We start from the raw sequence: 19,952 nt of genomic DNA on the forward strand, positions 1-19,952 counted from the left end.
GACGGAGCGCACATGCATCACGATTTCGATTCCCAACGGCAATATACCCTGCAACACGACCGCCGTCTGTCTGCTGCTGATGGACAGTTGCAGATGGAGGGGGTGGGGCTGGCCGCGCTGGCCGCAGAATTCGGCGCACCGCTATTCGTGTATTCCGCGCCGGAAATCCGCCGCAATGTCGACGAAATCAAGCAGGCCTTTGCCAGCCATGCCAATACCCGTATCTGCTATGCCTCCAAGGCCTGCTCCTTGCTGGCGGTATTGCAGGTGGTGCGCGAATCCGGCATCAGCATCGAGGCCAATTCGGCCAATGAAATCCGCCGCTGTCTGGCCGCAGGTTTTGCCGGCAGCCAGATTGTCTACAACGGCGTGGTGAAGCGTGATGAAGAGCTGGAATTCGCCATCCGCCAGCAGCTGCATGCCATCAATGTGGATAGCGAGCACGAATTGCTGACCATCGACCGCATCAGCCGTCAGCTGCAAATTCCGGTACGCATCTGCCTGCGGGTGGAGCCCAACGTCAAGGCCGCCACCCATGAGGGCCTGATGACGGCATTCCGCGCCAAATCCGGGGTGGATCTGGCTGATGCCGAGCGTATTTGCCGTCTGGCACTGGATATGCCCTATGTAAAGCTGTGCGGCCTGCACATGCATGTGGGTGACCAGGTGCCGGATGCCGAGCCGTTTGGCGCGGCCACCCGTGTGCTGGTGGATTGTGCCCGCCAGCTGGAAACCGTACTGGGTGTGCGTTTTGACATGATCAATGTCGGCGGTGGCATTCCGGCACCGTACCGCTACGCCACTGACCGAGGCCTGGGCGGGCCGGACAATATGCAGCCGCAGATCGGTGCCAATGAATTTGCCGCTGCCGTCATCCGCGAAGTACACGCCTGGCGTGAGGATATCGAAATCTGCATCGAGCCGGGCCGTAAGGTGGTGAGCAGTGCCGGGGTATTGCTCACACGCATGGTGACTGCCAAGCGCAAAACCTTGTTGCGCGAGGATGGCAGCGTGGAGGGCCAGGTGCAGTGGTGCATGCTGGATGCCGGTTTCAATGCCATTCCGGATTACAAGGACTGGTATTTCTATGTCTACAACGCCAGCCGCATGACGGACAGCCACAATCAGCCCGTCAAGCTGGGCGGCCCTTTGTGTGACGGTGGCGATTACTTCCGCCATGGCCCGCTGGGCGAGCAATTCCTGCTGCCCGAGGACAGTGTGCCGGGCGATGTGCTGGCCTTCCTGGATGTGGGTGCCTACCAGCTGGAAAACCAGACTGTCTACAACGCTCAGCCGCGTTCCGCTGCCGTATTGATTGACGGGCCGGGCCATTACCGCCTGATCCGCCGTCAGGAACGCTTCGACGACATGTTGCTGCTGGAGCGCGATCTGTCCTGATTGCGATAGCTGTCTTGTCGTACCGCCACACCCCTTGACGGGTGTGGCGTGATAACACCAAGCCGTCCCTTGTCGTGCGTTTGTCACCTCACCCAGTCCGGAGGAATCAAGATGAAGCTGCAATCCTGGTGTGCCGTGTTGTTGTCCGCAGTCGCCCTGCAAGCGGGAGCGACGGACCTGAACAATCTGCGTATCGGCATGGATGCCACCTATCCGCCGTTCGAGTCACTGAACCCGGCCGGGCAGATTGTCGGGTTCGAGGCGGACCTGGCCGCTGCCTTGTGCAAGGAAATGAAAGCCCGCTGCAGCCTGATCAATCAGGACTGGGATGGCATCATTCCGGGGCTGATGGCCAAGAAGTACGACGTGATCATGTCGTCGATGACCATTACCGCCGAGCGGGCCAAGACAGTCAGTTTCACCGAGCGCTATTTCCGTACGCCGCAGCGGCTGATTGCTGCCAAGGGCAGCCCGCTCAAGTTCACGGTGGATGGCATGAAAGGCAAGCGGGTAGGGGTGCAGCGCGGCACTACCGCCGACATGTACCTGAGCAAGTTCTGGGGGCCGCGCGGCATGGATGTGGTGCGCTATGAAGATCAGGACAAAGCCTATGCCGATCTGGTGAATGGTAGGCTGGATGCCAGCTTCCAGGATGAGCTGCAAGTGGAGGCGGGTTTTCTCAAGAGCGAGCCGGGCAAGGGTTTTGCCTTTGTCGGCCCGTCCATCAATGGTGACAATGCCGCCGAACGCGAGGTATTGGGTTCCGGTGCCGGTATGGCGGTGCGGAAGGAAGACAAAGCTTTGCTGGACAAGCTGAACAAGGCCATCAGCGCCGTGCGCGCCAATGGTACTTTCAAGAAGCTGAGTGTGCAGTACTTCGGCCGCGATATTTACTGATGCGGCTGGTGTTCCCGCAGTCCGGTCATGCCGGGCTGCGGACATGCTTCAACTGTTGCTGCCCGTTGTGTTCTGGCTGTTGTCCTGCTGTAAATCCGGGCGGATCAGCGTGTAGTCGTTATTGCTGGGCAGGCCGTTTTTCTGCCAGTCGTCCAGCGTGGCCATGATGGCATCCCGCGTCTGGTTGCTAATGTCCGGCAGGCTGCCACCAAAGGCCTTTTTGGCCTCATCAAACCCTTGTTGCACGGCATCGCGGATGCTGTCTATCTTGCCGGGGTCGTTGCCTATGCCCAGCCGGGCAAAGTCCAGAATGCGCCGCGCAGTGTTCTTGATGCCCAGCTCGCCATCTTCCGACACTGCCTGGGTGGCTTCTGCCTTGGTTTGCGGGTCAACCGTCAGTTTTTGTTCGCCGCTGACCACCTTGTTCCATTGCAGCCCTTGTTGCTGCACCAGATTACCCAGCAGCTTGAGGAAGTCCGACACCTGCTGGTTGGATTTGGCCAGCAATGCCGATACATCCACCGGGGCTGCGCTCGTATTGCCTGCTGACGGCTTGCCATAGGTGAGGGCGCTGTTGTCCTCACTGTTTTGCCCCAACGTGACCACTTCGTCCACGGTGAGGGTGCTGCTGCTGATGGTGTTGCCGGTTTTGCTGTCGGTAATGGTGCTGCTGCTGTAACTGGCATTCAGCAACAGGCTGCTGTTGACGCTGTTGACGGTCATGGGAGGCTCCTGCTGAAAACGGAGAAGGACGCCAGCCTGTGCATGGCGCCGGGTCTGCGTGCCGTATGGCCTGCGGCAGATGTCTGTATATCGGCAGGATGGAAGTAAAATTGAGTAAAAACAAGATAATGCGCTGTTCCGCCGCCAGGTGTGGAACAGCGCGGGGCCTGCTGCCTGGTGATCAGGCTTTCAACTGGGCGGCCCAGGCTTGCAATGCTTCCAGCTGCACCACCACCAGGCCTTGCAGGCGTTCGTCGGTAAGGTTGCCCTCTGCATCAAAGCCGCCGGCAAAGGCATTGGCAAATACTTCCGGCTTGTTCAGCGGGTGCAGGTCCAGGTACACACAGGTCTGGCGCAAATGGTATTGCGCGCGCGAAGTACCCATGCCGCCGCCAGCACCCACAATGGCCACAGCCTTGCCTGCCAGCAGTTTGTTGTCCGGTTCGCGTGAAGCCCAGTCCAGCGCGTTTTTCAGTGCCGGGGCCATGGAGTAATTGTATTCCGGGCAGCCCAGCAGCAAGGCGTCAGCCTGTGCCAGTTGTGCCAGCAGTTGTTGCACGGCGGCAGGTTTTTCGGTGATGTCGGCGTTGTAAAACGGGACCTGACTGATGTCGGCAATTTCGATCTGGATGCCGGCTGGCGCATGTGCCTTGGCGTAGCGCAGCAGACCCATATTGGTAGAGGCACGGCGCAGGCTGCCGCAAATGGCCAGAACGTTAAGTGTGCTCATCGTGGTTCCTTGTGTGGGGAAATGGGGCAGAAGAAGTGAAGCCCGTCCGCATTCTAGTTAGCGCATTCATAGCTTGCCAGTGCTGATGGTCAGTGACCGGCTGTGCAGGCAAATGCAGATCACCGTTTCGCATTCACTGGCAGTCCGGCTTATAATGTGCGGCTGTCCGCATTCAAGGTTTTACATCGTGTCCGAACGCTTTGCCGTATGGCTGCAATATCTTCTGCCCAAGCAGGCTTTAACCATTCTGGCCGGCAAGCTGGCAAGTGCCGAAGCCGGCAGCCTGACCACGGCGGTCATCCGCTGGTTTGTCGGACGCTATCAGGTGAACATGGCCGAAGCCGCCAATCCGGATATCAGCAGCTATCCCAGCTTCAACCAGTTTTTTACCCGGCCATTGCGCGACGGGTCACGGCCATTGGCGGCTAGCGCACTGATCTGCCCGGTGGATGGTGCCATCAGCCAGTTTGGTGCCATTCGTGCTGATCAGATTTTCCAGGCCAAGGGCCATGCTTATTCCACTACCGCGCTGGTGGGCGGTGATGCCGAGATGGCGGCACGCTATCAGGATGGCCAGTTCGCCACCATTTATCTGAGCCCGCGTGATTACCACCGCATTCACATGCCTTGCGACGGGCGTCTGCTCAGCATGACTTATGTGCCCGGTGCCCTGTTTTCGGTGAACCCGGCGACAGCACGTGGTGTGCCCGGCCTGTTTGCCCGTAACGAACGGGTGGTATGCGAGTTTGAAGGTCCGCATGGCCGCTTTGTGCTGACCCTGGTGGGTGCCACCATCGTTGGCAGCATGGGCACGGTCTGGCATGGCATTGTCAATCCGCCGCGTCCGGGCCGCATTCAGCATTGGGATTATCAGGACCAGCACATCATGCTGCGCAAGGGCGAGGAGATGGGCCGTTTCCAGCTGGGTTCTACGGTTGTGTTGCTGTTCCCGGCCACGGCTGGCCTGCATTTTGAACAGGACTGGCAGCCTGCGCGTCCGGTGCGTCTGGGTGAAAGTATGGCGGATACGGTCTGAATGCCATCCGGTACGGTCTGGGTATTGCCTGGTGCCGTTATCGTATTTCATGCACGAACCCGGCTTGGCCGGGTTTTTTGGTATTTGGGGTCGGCCGGAAATCGGCTAGCTAGTGCCAAGCACAGGCAGGGGCTTCCCTGTCGTGCAGTCAACATGCAACACCTGGTCATGCAATATCTCTGTTCTGCCGGGCTGAGCAGGCTTAGCGCTGGCTTAAGGCAGATTATCCATGCTGCCGAGGTGTGAATTATGCTAATGTCACTGCCGCAGCAGTATATGCTGCCATCAAAGAGAGCAGGCTGCGCCAGCCAGCTTAGGTTGGCTTGGCTAAATCTTGCTTCAAAACCTGTTGTGAGCCTTACTTCATCATGAATACCGACGCTGCTGGCTCCTCTTCTCCAACGCTGTCCCTTCCTGCGGCCTTTGCTGGTGCGCGTGCGTCCTTTGTCAGCCCCTGGCGTTTGTGGCAACAGCTGTCGCCGCGCGAGCGCTGGCTGTTGTTTGGCGCATGGCTGGGAAGTCTGCTGGTTTCGCTGGGGCTGGGGGTGTTGTCTGTGGTGGACGAGTGGTCTGGCATGCCACTGCAGTTTGGCGGGGTGACGATTTACATCACCGTGTACCCGGCCTTGCTCATCAGCTTGTGGTGGAGCTTGTGCATTGGCTGGTGGTGGGGGGCGATTCCGGCCTATCTCACTACCCTGGCGCTGGCCTTGTATGCCGGCATGGCCTGGCAATGGGCGGTGTTGTTCGCTTTTGCCGACCCGCTGGGTGTGGCGGTGATTGCCTTGGGCTTTCGCGCCTTGCCCATGTTGCGGGGTTTACGCAGCCTGGAGTCGCTGTTGTATTTTGTCCAGCTTTCCTTTGCCGGCAGCATTTTCAGTTCCAGTGGCGCGCTGATCTGGACCTACAGCAATCATCAGCCTTTGTCGGAATTACTGCCCATCTGGCAGGGCTGGTGGTTGGGGTTTTTTCTGCAGAACCTGCTGTTGGTCGGGCCGGTTCTGTTTGCGTCCTGGCTCCGGACCGAGCGTTGGTTGTACACACGTTTGCAGCAGGTACAGGGTAGTGATGGTGAATCACGCCATCTGGTGGTGCTGTTGCTGGTGTTGGTCAGTGTAGGCGTGCTGGTGTTTGGCTATTTGTCGCTGAGCCTGGGCAGCAGCTTGTTGCTGGGGCAGTTGCAACATGGACTGGCACCGGAAGTGCGTCAGGCGGCGCTGGTCATGACCCAGACCGGCTGGGTGTTCTTCTGGGTATTCGTGCTGATCGTGCTGTTCAACGCCTTTTTTGCCTATCGTCTGTTCCTGCACTGGCAAGGGCGTAACCAGCAATTGCTGGATGCGCTGAAGCAGAGCAATACCTATCTGGCTCAGCTGGTGCGGCTGGACGGGCTGACCGGTCTGCTTAATCGCCGTTCCGGAGACGAGGTTCTGCAACAGGAATGGGTGCGCTGCCAGCACTCTGGCCAGCAAGCGGTGTTGATCATGCTGGATATCGACCACTTCAAGCAGGTAAATGATGAATATGGCCACGATGTGGGGGATCAGGTGATTGTGCAAGTGGCCATGCTGTTGCAGGAGCATATGCGCTTGCATGACACGGCTATTCGTTATGGTGGCGAAGAATTCCTGCTGGTGTTGCCGGAAATTTCGCTGGAGCAAGCGGTGACGCTGGCTGAATCACTGCGTCAGAACATGGCCGCCCGGCCTGTTTATGCTAATCAGGTGGATATCAAGGTGACCTTGAGCCTGGGTGTGGCCAGCAGCAGCTTGCGGATGGCGGACAAGGCAGCCTGGGTGAAGCAGGCGGACATGGCTTTGTATCAGGCCAAGCGCGCCGGGCGTAATCGGGTGGTGGTGGCAGGCTGAAGCCTGTCCTTGCCCGGAAGACAAAGCAAAATGGCCACCGTGTAGGTGGCCATTTGCATGAACAGAACAGCTTGGCGGATTCAGAAACTGTCGCCGGGAATGCGCACCCAGCCTTCCATCAGTACGCGGGCGCTGCGGCTCATGATGGCTTTGCTGACCTGCCACTGACCGTCCACCAGTTTGGCCTCCGCGCCCACACGCAGAGTGCCGGAGGGGTGGCCAAAGCGCACGGCCTGACGTTCCCCGCCGCCGGCGGCCAGATTCACCAGCGTACCGGGAATGGCGGCTGCCGTGCCGATGGCCACCGCAGCGGTGCCCATCATGGCATGGTGCAGCTTGCCCATGGACATGGCGCGCACGCGCAGGTCGATGTCAGTGGCTGCAATCTGTTTGCCGCTGGAGGCGGTATAGCCATCCGGCGGGGCGACAAAGGCAATCTTGGGCGTGTGCTGGCGGGTGGCGGCTTCGGCAAGGTCCTTGATCAGCCCCATGCGGATGGCGCCGTGGGCGCGGATGGTTTCAAAGCGGGCCAGCGCTGCCGCGTCGCCATTGATGGCGTCTTGCAGCTCGCTGCCGCTATAACCCAGTTCGGCCGCATTAAGGAAGATGGTGGGAATGCCTGCGTTGATCATGGTGGCCTGGAAACTGCCCACGCCGGGAACATCCAGCGTGTCTACCACATTGCCGGTGGGGAACATCGCACCGCCGCCATCGCCTTCACCCTCGTCGGCCGGATCAAGGAATTCCAGCTGTACTTCGGCCGCCGGGAAGGTGACGCCGTCCAGCTCGAAATCGCCGGTCTCCTGTACTTCACCATTGGTGATGGGTACATGGGCGATGATGGTCTTGCTGATATTGGCCTGCCAGATGCGTACCGTGGCCACGCCATTGGCCGGAATGCGGCTGGCATCCACCAGCCCGCTCATGATGGCAAAGGAGCCGACAGCGGCAGACAGATTGCCGCAGTTGCCGCTCCAGTCGACAAAGGCCTTGTCGATAGCCACTTGGCCGAACAGGTAATCCACGTCGTGATCGGGACGGCTGCTCTTGGCCAGAATCACCGTCTTGCTGGTGCTGGAGCTGGCACCGCCCATGCCGTCAATCTGCTTGCCGTAGGGGTCGGGGCTGCCGATCACCCGCGTCAGGATGGCGTCGCGCACCGGGCCGGGCTGTTGCGCGGCGGCAGGCAGGTCTTGCAGACGGAAGAACACGCCTTTGCTGGTGCCGCCACGGATATAGGTGGCAGGAATGCGGATTTGCGGTGCATGGGCCATGCAAACTCTCCTGTGTTGCTGTGGGCAAAACCATCAACAGGCATTGCCGGAATAGGGTGGCAAGCAACAGGGCGGCGACGAAACTGACGTTCGCGCCGCCCCTGCATCATAAGAATCTGTTCAGAGTCTTGCGAGCTAGAGCGAGACAAGGCGAAAGCGGCTGAGGAAGCGGAGTTGACATGGAGTCAATGAGCATTCCGAAGACGTTTTTAACGCGGTATCGCCCCCATTCTCAACTAACGCAGCTGGCTATGAACTGGTTCTGAGGGGGCTGCCCTGAATCCGGTCTACTGGCAGGGACATACCTGCAGGCCGGGGGCAGCAAAACTCAAGCAGTGGTGGACTCCAGGAAGTCCTGGGCGAAGCGCTGCAGCACGCCGCCGGCCTGATACACCCGCACTTCGGCCGCGGTATCCAGACGGCAGGTGACCGGTACTTCCAGCGTTTCGCCGTTGCGACGGTGAATCACCAGCGTCAGCGTGCAGCGCGGCGAGATGTCACCCTTGACGTCGTAGCTTTCCGTGCCGTCAATGGCCAGCGTCTTGCGGTTGGTGCCGGCCTTGAATTCCAGCGGCAACACGCCCATGCCCACCAGGTTGGTGCGGTGGATACGCTCGAAACCTTCGGCCACAATGGCTTCCACCCCCGCCAGACGTACGCCCTTGGCGGCCCAGTCACGCGAGCTGCCCTGGCCGTAGTCGGCACCGGCAATGATGATCAGCGGCTGCTTGCGGGCCATATAGGTTTCGATGGCTTCCCACATGCGGGTGACCTTGCCTTCCGGCTCGATACGCGCCAGCGACCCCTTCTTCACTGCGCCATCCACTACCGCCATTTCGTTCACCAGTTGCGGGTTGGCAAAGGTGGCGCGCTGGGCGGTCAGGTGGTCGCCACGGTGGGTGGCGTAGGAGTTGAAGTCCTCCTCCGGCAAGCCCATCTTGGCCAGGTATTCGCCAGCGGCCGAGCTGGCCAGGATGGCGTTGGACGGCGACAGGTGGTCGGTGGTGATGTTGTCCGGCAGCACCGCCAGCGGCAGCATGCCCTTGAGCGTGCGCTCCCCGGCCAGTGCGCCTTCCCAGTACGGCGGACGGCGGATGTAGGTGGACATCGGACGCCAGTCGTACAGCGGGCTCTTGGCTTCTTCCACCTGACCCAGGTCGAACATCGGGATATACACCTGCTTGAACTGTTCCGGCTTCACGCAGCGCGCCACGATGGCGTCGATTTCCTCATCAGACGGCCACAGGTCCTGCAGGCGGATTTCCTTGCCATTCACTACGCCCAGCACATCTTTTTCGATGTCGAAGCGCACCGTGCCGGCAATGGCGTAAGCCACCACCAGCGGCGGCGAGGCCAGGAAAGCCTGCTTGGCATACGGGTGGATGCGGCCATCGAAGTTGCGGTTGCCGGACAGCACGGCGGCGGTGTACAGGTCGCGGTCTATGATTTCCTGCTGGATGTTCGGGTCCAGCGCACCGGACATGCCGTTACAGGTGGTGCAGGCATAGGCGACGATGCCAAAGCCCAGCTTTTCCAGTTCCGGCAGCAGGCCGGCTTCTTCCAGATACAGCCTGGCCACCTTGGAGCCCGGCGCAAACGAGGACTTCACCCACGGCTTGCGCAGCAGGCCCAGTTCATTGGCTTTCTTGGCCAGCAGGCCGGCAGCCACCACATTGCGCGGGTTGCTGGTGTTGGTGCAGCTGGTGATGGCGGCAATGATGACCGCTCCATCCGGCAGCAGGCCTTCGGCTTCTTCGGCACGCGCCTTGTCCAGGTCAACCGCAATACCGCGCTCGGCCAGTGCCGAGGTGGGCAGGCGCTTGTGCGGGTTGGACGGGCCAGCCATATTGCGCACTACGCTGGACAGGTCGAATTCCAGCACGCGTTCGTATTGTGCCGTCGCCAGGCTGTCGGCCCACAAGCCGCTCACCTTGGCATAGTTTTCCACCAGCGCTACTTGTTCGGCTTCGCGGCCGGTCAGCTTGAGGTAGTCGATGGTTTGCTGGTCGATATAGAACATGGCAGCGGTGGCACCATATTCCGGGCACATATTGGAGATGGTGGCACGGTCGCCGATGGACAGGCTGGCCGCACCATCACCAAAGAATTCCACATAAGCACCGACCACGCGCTCCTTGCGCAGGAATTCGGTGAGCGCCAGCACGATGTCGGTGGCGGTAATGCCGGGCTGGCGCTGGCCGGTGAGCTTGACGCCAACGATGTCCGGCAGGCGCATCATGGACGGGTGGCCCAGCATCACGGTTTCTGCTTCCAGGCCGCCCACGCCGATGGCGATGACGCCCAGTGCATCCACGTGCGGGGTGTGGCTGTCGGTGCCGACACAGGTGTCGGGGAAGGCCACGCCGTCACGCACCTGAATCACCGGCGACATTTTTTCCAGGTTGATCTGGTGCATGATGCCGTTGCCGGCTGGAATCACATCCACATTCTTGAAGGCAGTCTTGGTCCACTCGATGAAGTGGAAGCGGTCTTCATTGCGACGGTCTTCAATGGCACGGTTTTTTTCGAAAGCCTGCGGGTCGAAACCACCGCATTCCACGGCCAGCGAGTGGTCGACAATCAACTGGGTCGGCACTACCGGATTGACCAGCGAAGGGTCACCGCCCTTGTCGGCAATGGCGTCACGCAGACCGGCCAGGTCGACCAGTGCGGTCTGGCCCAGGATGTCATGGCATACCACGCGCGCCGGATACCAGGGGAAGTCCAGGTCGCGCTTGCGTTCGATCAGTTGCTTGAGCGCGTCGGTCAGCAGTTCCGGTTCGCAACGGCGCACCAGTTGCTCGGCCAGTACGCGCGAGGTATAGGGCAGGGTGGCATAGGCGCCGGGCACAATGGCGTCAACGGCGGCGCGGGTGTCGTAGTAGTCCAGCTGGCTGCCGGGCAATTGGGTGCGGTAGTTTTTGTTCATGGCGTCGCTATAACTCTCAGGGTGGAGGCAAAGCGGGGAGCAAGCCTTGCGGCTTAGCTCCCCTGACCATCAGCGTTGTGCCAGCGGCACGAAAGCCTGATCGTCCGGGCCGGTGTAGTTGGCCGACGGACGGATGATCTTGCCGTCAATGCGTTGCTCGATCACGTGTGCGCTCCAGCCGCTGGTACGGGCAATCACGAACAGCGGGGTGAACATGGCAGTCGGTACGCCCATCATGTGGTAGGACACGGCGGAGAACCAGTCCAGGTTGGGGAACATCTTCTTGATGTCCCACATCACGCTTTCCAGACGCTCGGCAATGTCGAACATCTTGCTGTCGCCGGCTGCGGCGGACAGGTTGCGTGCCACTTCCTTGATCACCTTGTTGCGCGGGTCGGAGATGGTGTACACCGGGTGGCCAAAACCAATCACCACTTCCTTGCGTTCCACGCGGGCCTTGATGTCGGCTTCGGCTTCGTCCGGGTTGTCGTAACGTTTCTGGATTTCAAACGCCACTTCGTTGGCGCCGCCGTGTTTCGGGCCGCGCAGCGCGCCAATGGCACCGGTAATGCTGGAATACATGTCCGAACCGGTACCGGCAATCACGCGGCTGGTAAAGGTGGAGGCATTGAATTCGTGCTCGGCGTACAGGATCAGCGAGGTGTGCATCGCCTTCACCCACAGCTCGGACGGCTTTTCACCGTGCAGCAGGTGCAGGAAATGACCGCCGATGGAGTCGTCGTCGGTTTCCACGTCGATGCGCTTGCCGTTGTGGCTGAAGTGGTACCAGTACAGCAGCATGGAGCCGAAGGAAGCCATCAGGCGGTCGGCAATGTCACGCGCACCGGCAATATTGTGGTCGTCCTTTTCCGGCAGGGTGCAGCCCAAGGCAGACACGCCGCTGCGCATCACGTCCATCGGGTGAGCGGAGGCAGGCAGGGCTTCCAGCACGCTTTTCACCACTTGCGGCAGGCCACGCAGGGCTTTCAGCTTTTGCTTGTAGCCAGCCAGTTCGGCCTTGTTCGGCAGCTTGCCATGCACCAGCAGGTAGGCCACTTCTTCAAATTCGCACTGGTCGGCGATATCCAGAATGTCATAGCCGCGATAGCTCAGGTCGTTGCCGGTACGGCCAACCGTGCACAGGGCGGTATTGCCGGCGGCAACGCCGGACAGGGCGACCGATTTCTTCGGCTTGCCAGTCAGAACCACTTCAGTCATGCCATTTCTCCTTGGACAATTTCTTTGCTGTTACTGTTGTACGCATGGCTGGGTGGCTCATGGCCGCCCGGCCTGATTGGTTGTGCTGCCAGTTTTGCTGGTGGCAGGCAGTTATTTGTTTTTGCCTTCGGCGGGCAATTACTTGTTTTTGCCTTCGGCAAAGAGCCCATCCAGCTTTTGCTCGTAGCTGTGGTAGCCCAGGTGTTCGTACAGATCCATGCGGGTTTGCATCAGGTCCAGCACGTTTTTCTGGGTGCCATCGCGGCGCAGCGCGCCGTACACATTCAGTGCAGCCTGGCTCATGGCGCGGAAGGCGGATAGTGGGTAGAGCACCAGCGACACGCCGTTTTCACCCAGTTCCTGCGTGGTGTAGAGCGGGGTGGAGCCAAACTCGGTGATGTTGGCCAACACCGGCACACCCACGGCTTCGGCAAACTGCTTGTACATGGCCAGATCGGTCATTGCTTCCGGGAAAATCATGTCGGCACCGGCTTCCACGCAGGCGACTGCACGGTCGATGGCGGAGTTCAGCCCTTCCACCGCCAGTGCGTCAGTACGAGCCATGATGACGAAGCTGTCATCCTTGCGTGCATCGGTGGCGGCCTTGATGCGGTCTACCATTTCTTCCTGGCTGACAATGGCCTTGTTGGGGCGGTGGCCGCAGCGCTTTTGTTGCACCTGGTCTTCAATATGCACGGCGGCTGCACCGGCTTTTTCCAGGCTGCGGATGGCGCGGGCGATATTGAAAGCGCCACCCCAGCCGGTATCGATATCCACCAGTAGCGGCAGTTCGGTCACGTCGGTAATGCGGCGCACATCAATCAGCACGTCTTCCAGGGTGGTGATGCCCAGGTCCGGAATGCCGCAGGAGCAGGCAGCCACACCGCCGCCCGACAGATAAAGGGACTTGAAGCCTGAGTGTTCGGCCAAACGTGCTGCATAGGCGTTGACTGCACCTACAACCTGCAGCGGCTTTTCTTGTTCTACGGCGAGACGGAAGCGTTGGCCGGGTGTGCTCATGGCAGGGTCCTTATGTTGATCCGGGTAATGTTGCAGTCATTCTAGCAAGTGCTTGGTTGGAGTGCAAATGCTCTATCACCTCATGTATCAAGGAGGAAAGTTTCAGCTTTTGCGCAAGGTCTGCTATGTTTCCGGGCAGCAAAGCTCGGGGGAACTCATTGCACGAGCCACTGTCTAGCGTTGTGTTCACACAGCAGTACACACAACTAAACCAGTGGACAATTCAGGGAGCATTACAACGACATGAGTGATCGTGAGATCGATCAACAGTTGGTGGAGCGTGCCCAGCGAGGTGAAAAAAGAGCTTTCGACCTGCTTGTTGGAAAATATCAGCGTCGTCTGGCCAGACTTTTGTCACGTTTCATTCGCGACGGCGCCGACATCGAAGATGTGACGCAAGAAGCATTCGTCAAAGCGTATCGCGCCTTGCCATCTTTTCGTGGCGAGAGCGCGTTTTACACATGGCTGTACCGAATCGGCATCAATACTGCCAAGAATTTCCTCAGTTCAGCCGGGCGTCGTCCGGTGGTGAACAGCGAGTTTGAAGACGAAGATGGCGAGAGCTTCGACCTGGCGTCGCAAGTTCCCGACATGAATACGCCTGAAACCGAGCTGATGAACAAGGAAATCGTGACGACAGTGAACAGTGCCGTGCAGGCTTTGCCGGAGGAACTCAGAACGGCCATTACCCTCAGGGAAATGGACGGGCTGTCCTACGAAGAGATTGCACAGGTCATGAATTGTCCTATCGGCACCGTCCGCTCGCGTATTTTCCGTGCGCGGGAGGCTATTGCTGCCGAGTTGAGGCCATTGCTGGATACGGCAAAAAACAAAAGGTGGTAGGTATGAAAGAAAAATTATCTGCACTGATGGATGGCGAGCTGGACGGGCAGCTTGCGGACAGAACCATCAAAGCCATCACGGAAGAAGAGGAACTCAAGCAGGTGTGGGATGCCTATCACCTGATCGGGGATGCCATGCGTGACAACACCCATGTGAGCGTCAATGTGCGTCAGCGTGTTGCCGAGCGCCTGGTTGCCGAGCCCACGGTACTGGCACCGCGCCGCTGGTTTGCGCCCATCCGTTCACGCCGGGCAGGTGCGGTGGCGCTGGCTGCCAGTGTCAGCTTTGCCGCTGTTGTCGGTTGGCAGCAACTGTCGCATGGCAATGCTGACTCCGCCGTGGCGGATCGCGGTGTGCCGGTGGCTGCGGCACAGTCGGCCCAGGAGCACGACGATCTCTACCTGGCTGCTCATCAGGAAATGACCGCGGATCAGAGCGTTGTCAAGGTTGCTTACGGGAATGGAGTCCGCCACTGATGCGTCTGACACAGCTCTCCGGGGTTTGTCTGATGGGAGTGGCCGTACTGGCTCACGCGGACGATGATTGGCTGGTGGTAAAAAAGGCCGCAGCAGCGGCAAGGCAATTGCCACTGAGCGGCACCTACCTGCATCAGATGAATGCCTCTCTGGAAACCTACCGTATTGTGCGTGCCGGTTCTGGTGACAACATTCAGGAAAAACGCACCTCGCTGGACGGCCCGTCGCGCGAGATCATCCGCAAGGGTTTTGAGTTGGTCTGCTATGCGCCCGATGCCAAATCGCTGGGGGCGGCCAAGGTCAGTGCCATGCGCCTGTTCCCGGCCATCTTGCCCGACGACATCAGCAATATTGCCCAGTCCTACACGCTGAAGCATGGTGGCAAGGACAGGGTGGCGCAGCGTGATTGCAACTGGCTGGATCTCAAACCCAAGGACAGCAAGCGCTATGTCTTGCGCATGTGCGTCGATCCGGTCAGCAATTTGCCGCTGAAGGTGATCACGCAAAATGCCGCAGGGGAACCGGTAGAGCAGTTCACTTTTACCGAAGTCGAATTGCAAGGACCGAAAGACCGTGCAGCCTTCAAGCCGCAATACAAGCTGAGTTATGTATTGCGCAGTGCCAGTGCGCCACAAATGACACTGGATGCTGACGCGCCGTCCGAAGTTGTCGGCATGCCCGTCGGCTTCAAGTTGCTGCGTGCCGTGCAACGCAGCCTGCCCGGTCAGGCTGAGCGTACGGTGCGACACATGGTGTATAGCGATGGCTTGGTGATGTTGTCGCTGTTCATCGAGCCGCAGGGCGACAGCCGTGCCGAACGTGCGGTGAACCTGCATGGCGCAGTCAACATGGCCACGGCCCCGCAGGGGGATTATCTGGTCACCCTGGTGGGCGATCTGCCCGAACCGACCATGCTGGCGATGATCAAGAACCTCAAGATCACACTCAAGCCATGATGGTGCTGGCCGACCTTCCCGCCTTGCTCGGGGTGGTCGGCCGTTTTAACCTTCCGCTGTTTTCTGTGCAAACCACATCAAGATGGAGCGACCATGTCGATCAAAAAGCTGATCGTGGCTGCCATGCTGGCGGCTTCTGCATTCACTGTCCAACCTGCGGCTGCCCTGGCCGCTGATTTGCCTGACTTCACCCGTATTGTTGAAACGGAAGGGCGTGCTGTCGTCAACGTAAGCACCACATCCACCATCAAGCAGAATGTCAGTGCCATGCCCGAAGGCATGGAGGGTGATCCATTCTTCGAATTCTTCCGCCGTTTTGCACCGCAACAACAGCAAGAGCGGCAGGAGCGTTCGCTCGGTTCCGGCTTCATCATTTCGCCGGATGGCTACTTGCTGACCAATGCCCATGTAGTGGCGCGGGCGGACGAAATTACCGTCACCCTGACTGATAAGCGTGAATACAAGGCCAAGGTGATCGGTTCGGATGCGCGTACCGATGTGGCTTTGCTCAAGATTGAGGCCAAGAACCTGCCAGTGGTGCGGCTGGGAAACATGGCAGACGTGAAGGTGGGTGAGTGGGTATTGGCTATCGGCTCGCCTTTCGGCTTTGAAAACACGGTGACTTCCGGCATTGTCTCGGCCAAGAATCGCCTGCTGCCGGATGAAAACTTTGTGCCTTTCCTGCAAACCGATGCTGCAGTAAACCCAGGTAATTCCGGTGGCCCTCTGTTCAATCTCAAAGGCGAAGTGATTGGTATCAATTCCCAGATCTACAGCCGTTCCGGTGGCTTCATGGGTATTTCCTTCTCCATTCCGATTGATGTGGCCATGAATGTGGCCGATCAGCTCAAGGCCACCGGCAAGGTCAGTCGTGGTCGCATCGGCGTGGCCATTCAGGAGTTGAACAAGGATCTGGCCGCATCTTTTGGTCTGGCCAAGCCCGCCGGTGCCCTGATTAACGATGTAGAGAAAAAAAGTCCGGCTGATAAGGCGGGGTTGCGAACCGGTGATATCATCCTCTCCGTTGCCGGTCAGGCAGTGGAGTCTTCCTCAGACTTGCCACGCCTGATCGGTGCCATTCGTCCGGGCAAGCCCGTAGTGCTGGAAGTGTGGCGCAACCGTGCCATGCAGAAGCTGACCGTGGTGCCGGAAGAGCTGAAGACCGAAGACGCCCGTACCGCTCAGCGCGAGTACCGTTCGCCGCAAGCAGTACCCGATGCGCAGAACATGAAGCAGCTGGGCCTCGCCTTGCAAGAGCTAACCCCTGCGCAGCTGGCTAAAGTGGGTGCCAAGTACGGTTTGCAGGTGAAACGGGTGAGTGGCGCCGCGGCCCGTGCCGGCATTCAGCCCGGAGATGTGATTGTTGGCCTGGGTGGTGAAGCGCTAAGCAGTTTTGCCCAGTTCAAGGCGGCAGTATCGGCCGCTCCCAAGGGCAGCGCCTTGGCCTTGCAGCTCTGGCGTCAGGGCATCACCCTGTTTGTGCCTTTGAGTATTGGTGGAGAAGAATGAAGCTGACTTTGTATTTCCGGGAGTACTGCAGTTTGTGCCATCAGATGCTGGCAGAACTCAAGCCGTGGCAAGACCGGCACGGCTTTGAACTGGAAGTGCTGGATGTGGATGCAGACCCGGTGCTGGAAGCCAGATTCAACGAATTAGTGCCGGTTTTGATGGATGGTGAACAAGAGATTTGTCACTGGCATCTGGATATTCCTGCTTTGGCTGCACATTTGGGCGAAATCGGCTAAAATCCGCGCCAGTGTGAGTTGTTCGAGGGCACGCCAGCGTGCCCTTATCTTTTTGCTGGATACCGATGAAACATATCAGAAATTTCTCGATCATTGCCCATATCGACCATGGCAAATCGACCCTGGCCGACCGCTTCATCCAGTTTTGCGGTGGCCTCGAACTGCGTGAAATGAGTGCCCAGGTACTCGACTCGATGGATATCGAGAAAGAACGCGGCATTACCATCAAGGCCCAGACGGCAGCCTTGCAGTACAAGGCGCGCGACGGTCAGGTATACAACCTGAACCTGATCGACACCCCGGGGCATGTGGACTTCTCCTATGAGGTTTCCCGCTCGCTGTCTGCCTGCGAAGGCGCACTGCTGGTGGTGGATGCCTCGCAAGGGGTGGAGGCACAGACAGTAGCCAACTGCTACACCGCCATTGATCTGGGGGTGGAAGTGGTGCCGGTGCTCAACAAGATCGACCTGCCCGCGGCAGAACCCGAGCGTGTTTCGCAGGAAATCGAAGACATCATCGGCATTGAAGCCATTGATGCCGTGCGCGCCTCGGCCAAGTCCGGTATCGGTATTCAGGACATCCTGGAAACCGTGGTCAGCAAGATTCCGCCGCCGGAAGGCAATCCGGACGGCCCGCTCAAGGCGCTGATCATCGACTCCTGGTTCGACAACTATGTCGGCGTGGTGATGCTGGTGCGCGTCAAGGACGGTCAGGTTCGTCCCAAGGACAAGATCAAGTTCATGGCCACCGGTGCCGAGCATCTGGTGGAGCAGGTGGGTGTGTTCTCGCCAAAATCGGTACAGCGCGAAGTGCTGAATGCAGGTGAGGTGGGCTTCATCATTGCCGGCATCAAGGAACTGAAGTCGGCCAAGGTGGGCGATACCATCACCCTGATGAAAACCCCGGCCACCGAGCCGCTGCCGGGCTTCAAGGAAGTGCAGTCGCAAGTATTTGCCGGTCTGTACCCGGTGGAAAGCCACGATTACGAAGCACTGCGCGATGCACTGGAAAAACTGCAACTGAACGACGCATCGCTCAAGTTCGAGCCAGAAGTATCGCAGGCGCTGGGCTTTGGCTTCCGTTGCGGCTTCCTGGGCTTGTTGCACTTGGAAATCGTGCAGGAACGTCTGGAACGCGAGTTCGACATGGACCTGATCACCACGGCACCTACCGTGGTGTACGAGCTGGTGCTCAAGGATGGCAGCATCATCCAGGTGGAAAACCCGTCGCGTCTGCCGGACCCGGGCAAGATCGAGGAAATCCGCGAGCCCATCATTACTGCGCACATTCTGGTGCCGCAGGACTACGTGGGCGCAGTCATTACCCTGTGTACCCAGAAGCGCGGCGTACAGCGCAATATGCAGTATCTGGGTCGCCAGGTGATGCTGACCTACGATATGCCGATGAACGAAGTGGTGATGGACTTCTTCGACAAGCTCAAGTCCACCAGCCGTGGCTACGCCTCGCTGGATTACGAGTTCAAGGAATTCCAGTGCGCCGATCTGGTCAAGCTGGACGTGCTGGTCAACAGCGAGAAAGTGGATGCGCTCAGCCTCATTGTGCACCGCGCTTCCAGCGTGTATCGCGGTCGTGAACTGGTATCCAAGATGCGCGAGCTGATTCCGCGCCAGATGTTTGACATCGCTGTGCAGGCGGCTATCGGTGGGCATATCATTGCCCGTGAAACGGTGAAGGCTTTGCGCAAGAACGTGTTGGCCAAGTGCTATGGCGGCGATATCACCCGTAAGAAAAAGCTGCTGGAAAAACAAAAGGCCGGTAAAAAGCGGATGAAGCAGGTGGGTAATGTGGAAATTCCGCAAGAAGCTTTCCTGGCCATTCTTCAAGTAGGGGACAAATAAGTGGGCGAAAACCTGTTCTGGGTATTTATCGTTGCCGTGATTGTCGGTGGCATGCTGATTGCATTTGGTGGTCAGCGTGAAGTCGGGCAGAAAGATTGGCCGGTATCGGTGCAGTGGGGCTATCTGGCCCTGGTGATCGGTGGCTTTGGCCTGTTGTCCAATTACATGAGCTTCACGGCGGTGATGCTGGTGTTCGTGCTGGTGACCGGTGTGGTCTGGGCGCTGGACAAATATCTGCTGGCAAAGAAGCGCGCTGGTGAAGCCGGGCACTTTGTTGAATACTCGCGCGGGTTTTTCCCGGTCATCCTGGTGGTATTCCTGTTGCGTTCCTTCCTGGTGGAACCCTTCCAGATTCCCAGCAGCTCCATGCGTCCGGGGCTGGTGGTGGGTGACTTCATTCTGGTTAACAAGTTTGCCTACGGCATTCGCGTGCCGGTGCTCAACAACGTGATTGTGCCGGTCGGCAAGGTCAGCCGTGGGGACGTGGTGGTGTTCAACTATCCGCCCAACCCCAAGGTCAACTACATCAAGCGTGTGATTGGTCTGGCTGGCGATGTGGTGGAATACCGTAACAAGCGTCTCACCATCAATGGCAAGGCCGTGCCGGATGAAAAAGACGGTACTTATGACTATCTTGAACAAAGCCTGGGTACGATACACAACGACCAGTTCAAGGAAGTGATGGACGGCAAGGCATACAAGGTCCTGAACATTCCGGATGCGCCGGTGGTGGCACTGGGGCAGGTGTCAGAATTCCCTTATCGCGACCAATGCCAGTATGATGACAACGGCTTTGTCTGCAAAGTGCCGGCCGGTCATTACTTCATGCTGGGCGACAACCGGGACAACAGCCTGGATGGCCGCTACTGGGGCTTTGTTGACGACAAGCTGATGGTAGGCAAGGCTTTCCTGATCTGGATGAACTTCGGTGCCCTGTCTCGCATCGGCACCAGCATCCACTAATACCAAGTCATGGGGAC

General features: G+C 58.9%; 17 protein-coding genes. 11 read left to right on the forward strand and 6 right to left on the reverse strand.

Annotation, left to right across the window (positions count from 1 at the left end):
- Positions 1 to 12 precede the first annotated feature (12 nt).
- Together lysA and HWX34_RS15705 are read left to right on the forward strand one after the other, a co-directional pair.
- Positions 13 to 1,398 carry a diaminopimelate decarboxylase gene (gene lysA / locus HWX34_RS15700; protein ID WP_178973111.1) on the forward strand — a complete coding sequence of 462 codons (1,386 nt, stop codon included), beginning with the start codon at positions 13 to 15 and terminating at the stop codon, positions 1,396 to 1,398.
- Between the two features lie 111 nt (positions 1,399 to 1,509).
- Positions 1,510 to 2,295 (forward strand): ABC transporter substrate-binding protein, encoded by a 786-nt coding sequence (locus tag HWX34_RS15705; protein WP_178973112.1) that lies wholly within the window; start codon positions 1,510 to 1,512, stop codon positions 2,293 to 2,295.
- A gap of 48 nt (positions 2,296 to 2,343) precedes the next feature.
- Here the strand turns inward: HWX34_RS15705 and HWX34_RS15710 are convergent, their stop codons facing one another.
- Complete coding sequence (locus HWX34_RS15710; protein ID WP_178973113.1) at positions 2,344 to 3,018, reverse strand: hypothetical protein; 675 nt, start codon at positions 3,016 to 3,018, stop codon at positions 2,344 to 2,346.
- A 181-nt stretch (positions 3,019 to 3,199) separates the two neighbouring features.
- Positions 3,200 to 3,748 carry an NADPH-dependent FMN reductase gene (locus HWX34_RS15715; protein WP_178973114.1) on the reverse strand — a complete coding sequence of 183 codons (549 nt, stop codon included), beginning with the start codon at positions 3,746 to 3,748 and terminating at the stop codon, positions 3,200 to 3,202.
- 187 nt (positions 3,749 to 3,935) lie between these two features.
- Here HWX34_RS15715 and asd point away from each other — a divergent pair, with 187 nt between their 5' ends.
- Positions 3,936 to 4,784: an archaetidylserine decarboxylase gene (gene asd / locus HWX34_RS15720; RefSeq protein WP_178973115.1), complete on the forward strand. Its 849-nt coding sequence runs from the start codon at positions 3,936 to 3,938 to the stop codon at positions 4,782 to 4,784.
- Between the two features lie 368 nt (positions 4,785 to 5,152).
- Complete coding sequence (locus HWX34_RS15725; RefSeq protein ID WP_178973116.1) at positions 5,153 to 6,652, forward strand: GGDEF domain-containing protein; 1,500 nt, start codon at positions 5,153 to 5,155, stop codon at positions 6,650 to 6,652.
- Positions 6,653 to 6,732: 80 nt separating this feature from the next.
- Here HWX34_RS15725 and prpF read toward each other — a convergent pair whose 3' ends face one another.
- The 4 genes from prpF to prpB form a co-directional block, all read right to left on the reverse strand.
- Positions 6,733 to 7,926: a 2-methylaconitate cis-trans isomerase PrpF gene (prpF, locus tag HWX34_RS15730; RefSeq protein WP_178973117.1), complete on the reverse strand. Its 1,194-nt coding sequence runs from the start codon at positions 7,924 to 7,926 to the stop codon at positions 6,733 to 6,735.
- 328 nt (positions 7,927 to 8,254) lie between these two features.
- Positions 8,255 to 10,855: a Fe/S-dependent 2-methylisocitrate dehydratase AcnD gene (acnD, locus tag HWX34_RS15735; protein WP_178973118.1), complete on the reverse strand. Its 2,601-nt coding sequence runs from the start codon at positions 10,853 to 10,855 to the stop codon at positions 8,255 to 8,257.
- A gap of 69 nt (positions 10,856 to 10,924) precedes the next feature.
- Entirely contained in the window at positions 10,925 to 12,073 is a 1,149-nt protein-coding gene (gene prpC, locus HWX34_RS15740; RefSeq protein WP_059287001.1) for a 2-methylcitrate synthase, read from the reverse strand.
- 138 nt (positions 12,074 to 12,211) lie between these two features.
- Positions 12,212 to 13,093, reverse strand: coding sequence for a methylisocitrate lyase (prpB, locus tag HWX34_RS15745; protein ID WP_178973119.1), 882 nt, complete (start codon positions 13,091 to 13,093; stop codon positions 12,212 to 12,214).
- A 243-nt stretch (positions 13,094 to 13,336) separates the two neighbouring features.
- Between prpB and rpoE the strand changes: the two genes are divergently transcribed.
- The 7 genes from rpoE to lepB all read left to right on the forward strand — a co-directional run bounded on the left by rpoE (position 13,337) and on the right by lepB (position 19,935).
- On the forward strand, positions 13,337 to 13,936 hold the full coding sequence (rpoE, locus tag HWX34_RS15750) for an RNA polymerase sigma factor RpoE (protein WP_045847946.1): 600 nt from the start codon (positions 13,337 to 13,339) through the stop codon (positions 13,934 to 13,936).
- Between the two features lie 2 nt (positions 13,937 to 13,938).
- Complete coding sequence (locus tag HWX34_RS15755; protein WP_178973120.1) at positions 13,939 to 14,412, forward strand: sigma-E factor negative regulatory protein; 474 nt, start codon at positions 13,939 to 13,941, stop codon at positions 14,410 to 14,412.
- On the forward strand, positions 14,412 to 15,368 hold the full coding sequence (locus tag HWX34_RS15760) for a MucB/RseB C-terminal domain-containing protein (protein ID WP_178973121.1): 957 nt from the start codon (positions 14,412 to 14,414) through the stop codon (positions 15,366 to 15,368). Before HWX34_RS15755 ends, HWX34_RS15760 begins: the two co-directional genes overlap by 1 nt.
- 93 nt (positions 15,369 to 15,461) lie before the next feature.
- Positions 15,462 to 16,877, forward strand: coding sequence for a DegQ family serine endoprotease (locus HWX34_RS15765; RefSeq protein ID WP_178973122.1), 1,416 nt, complete (start codon positions 15,462 to 15,464; stop codon positions 16,875 to 16,877).
- The gene (locus HWX34_RS15770; RefSeq protein WP_178973123.1) at positions 16,874 to 17,113 is read left to right on the forward strand and encodes a glutaredoxin family protein; all 240 of its coding nucleotides are present in this window, start codon (positions 16,874 to 16,876) and stop codon (positions 17,111 to 17,113) included. Before HWX34_RS15765 ends, HWX34_RS15770 begins: the two co-directional genes overlap by 4 nt.
- A 65-nt stretch (positions 17,114 to 17,178) precedes the next feature.
- Positions 17,179 to 18,972, forward strand: coding sequence for a translation elongation factor 4 (lepA, locus tag HWX34_RS15775; protein WP_178973124.1), 1,794 nt, complete (start codon positions 17,179 to 17,181; stop codon positions 18,970 to 18,972).
- Positions 18,973 to 19,935: a signal peptidase I gene (gene lepB / locus HWX34_RS15780; RefSeq protein WP_178973125.1), complete on the forward strand. Its 963-nt coding sequence runs from the start codon at positions 18,973 to 18,975 to the stop codon at positions 19,933 to 19,935.
- Positions 19,936 to 19,952 lie beyond the last annotated feature (17 nt).

Source organism: Aquitalea sp. LB_tupeE (genome assembly GCF_013391415.1).
Classification (GTDB): Bacteria; Pseudomonadota; Gammaproteobacteria; order Burkholderiales; family Chromobacteriaceae; genus Aquitalea.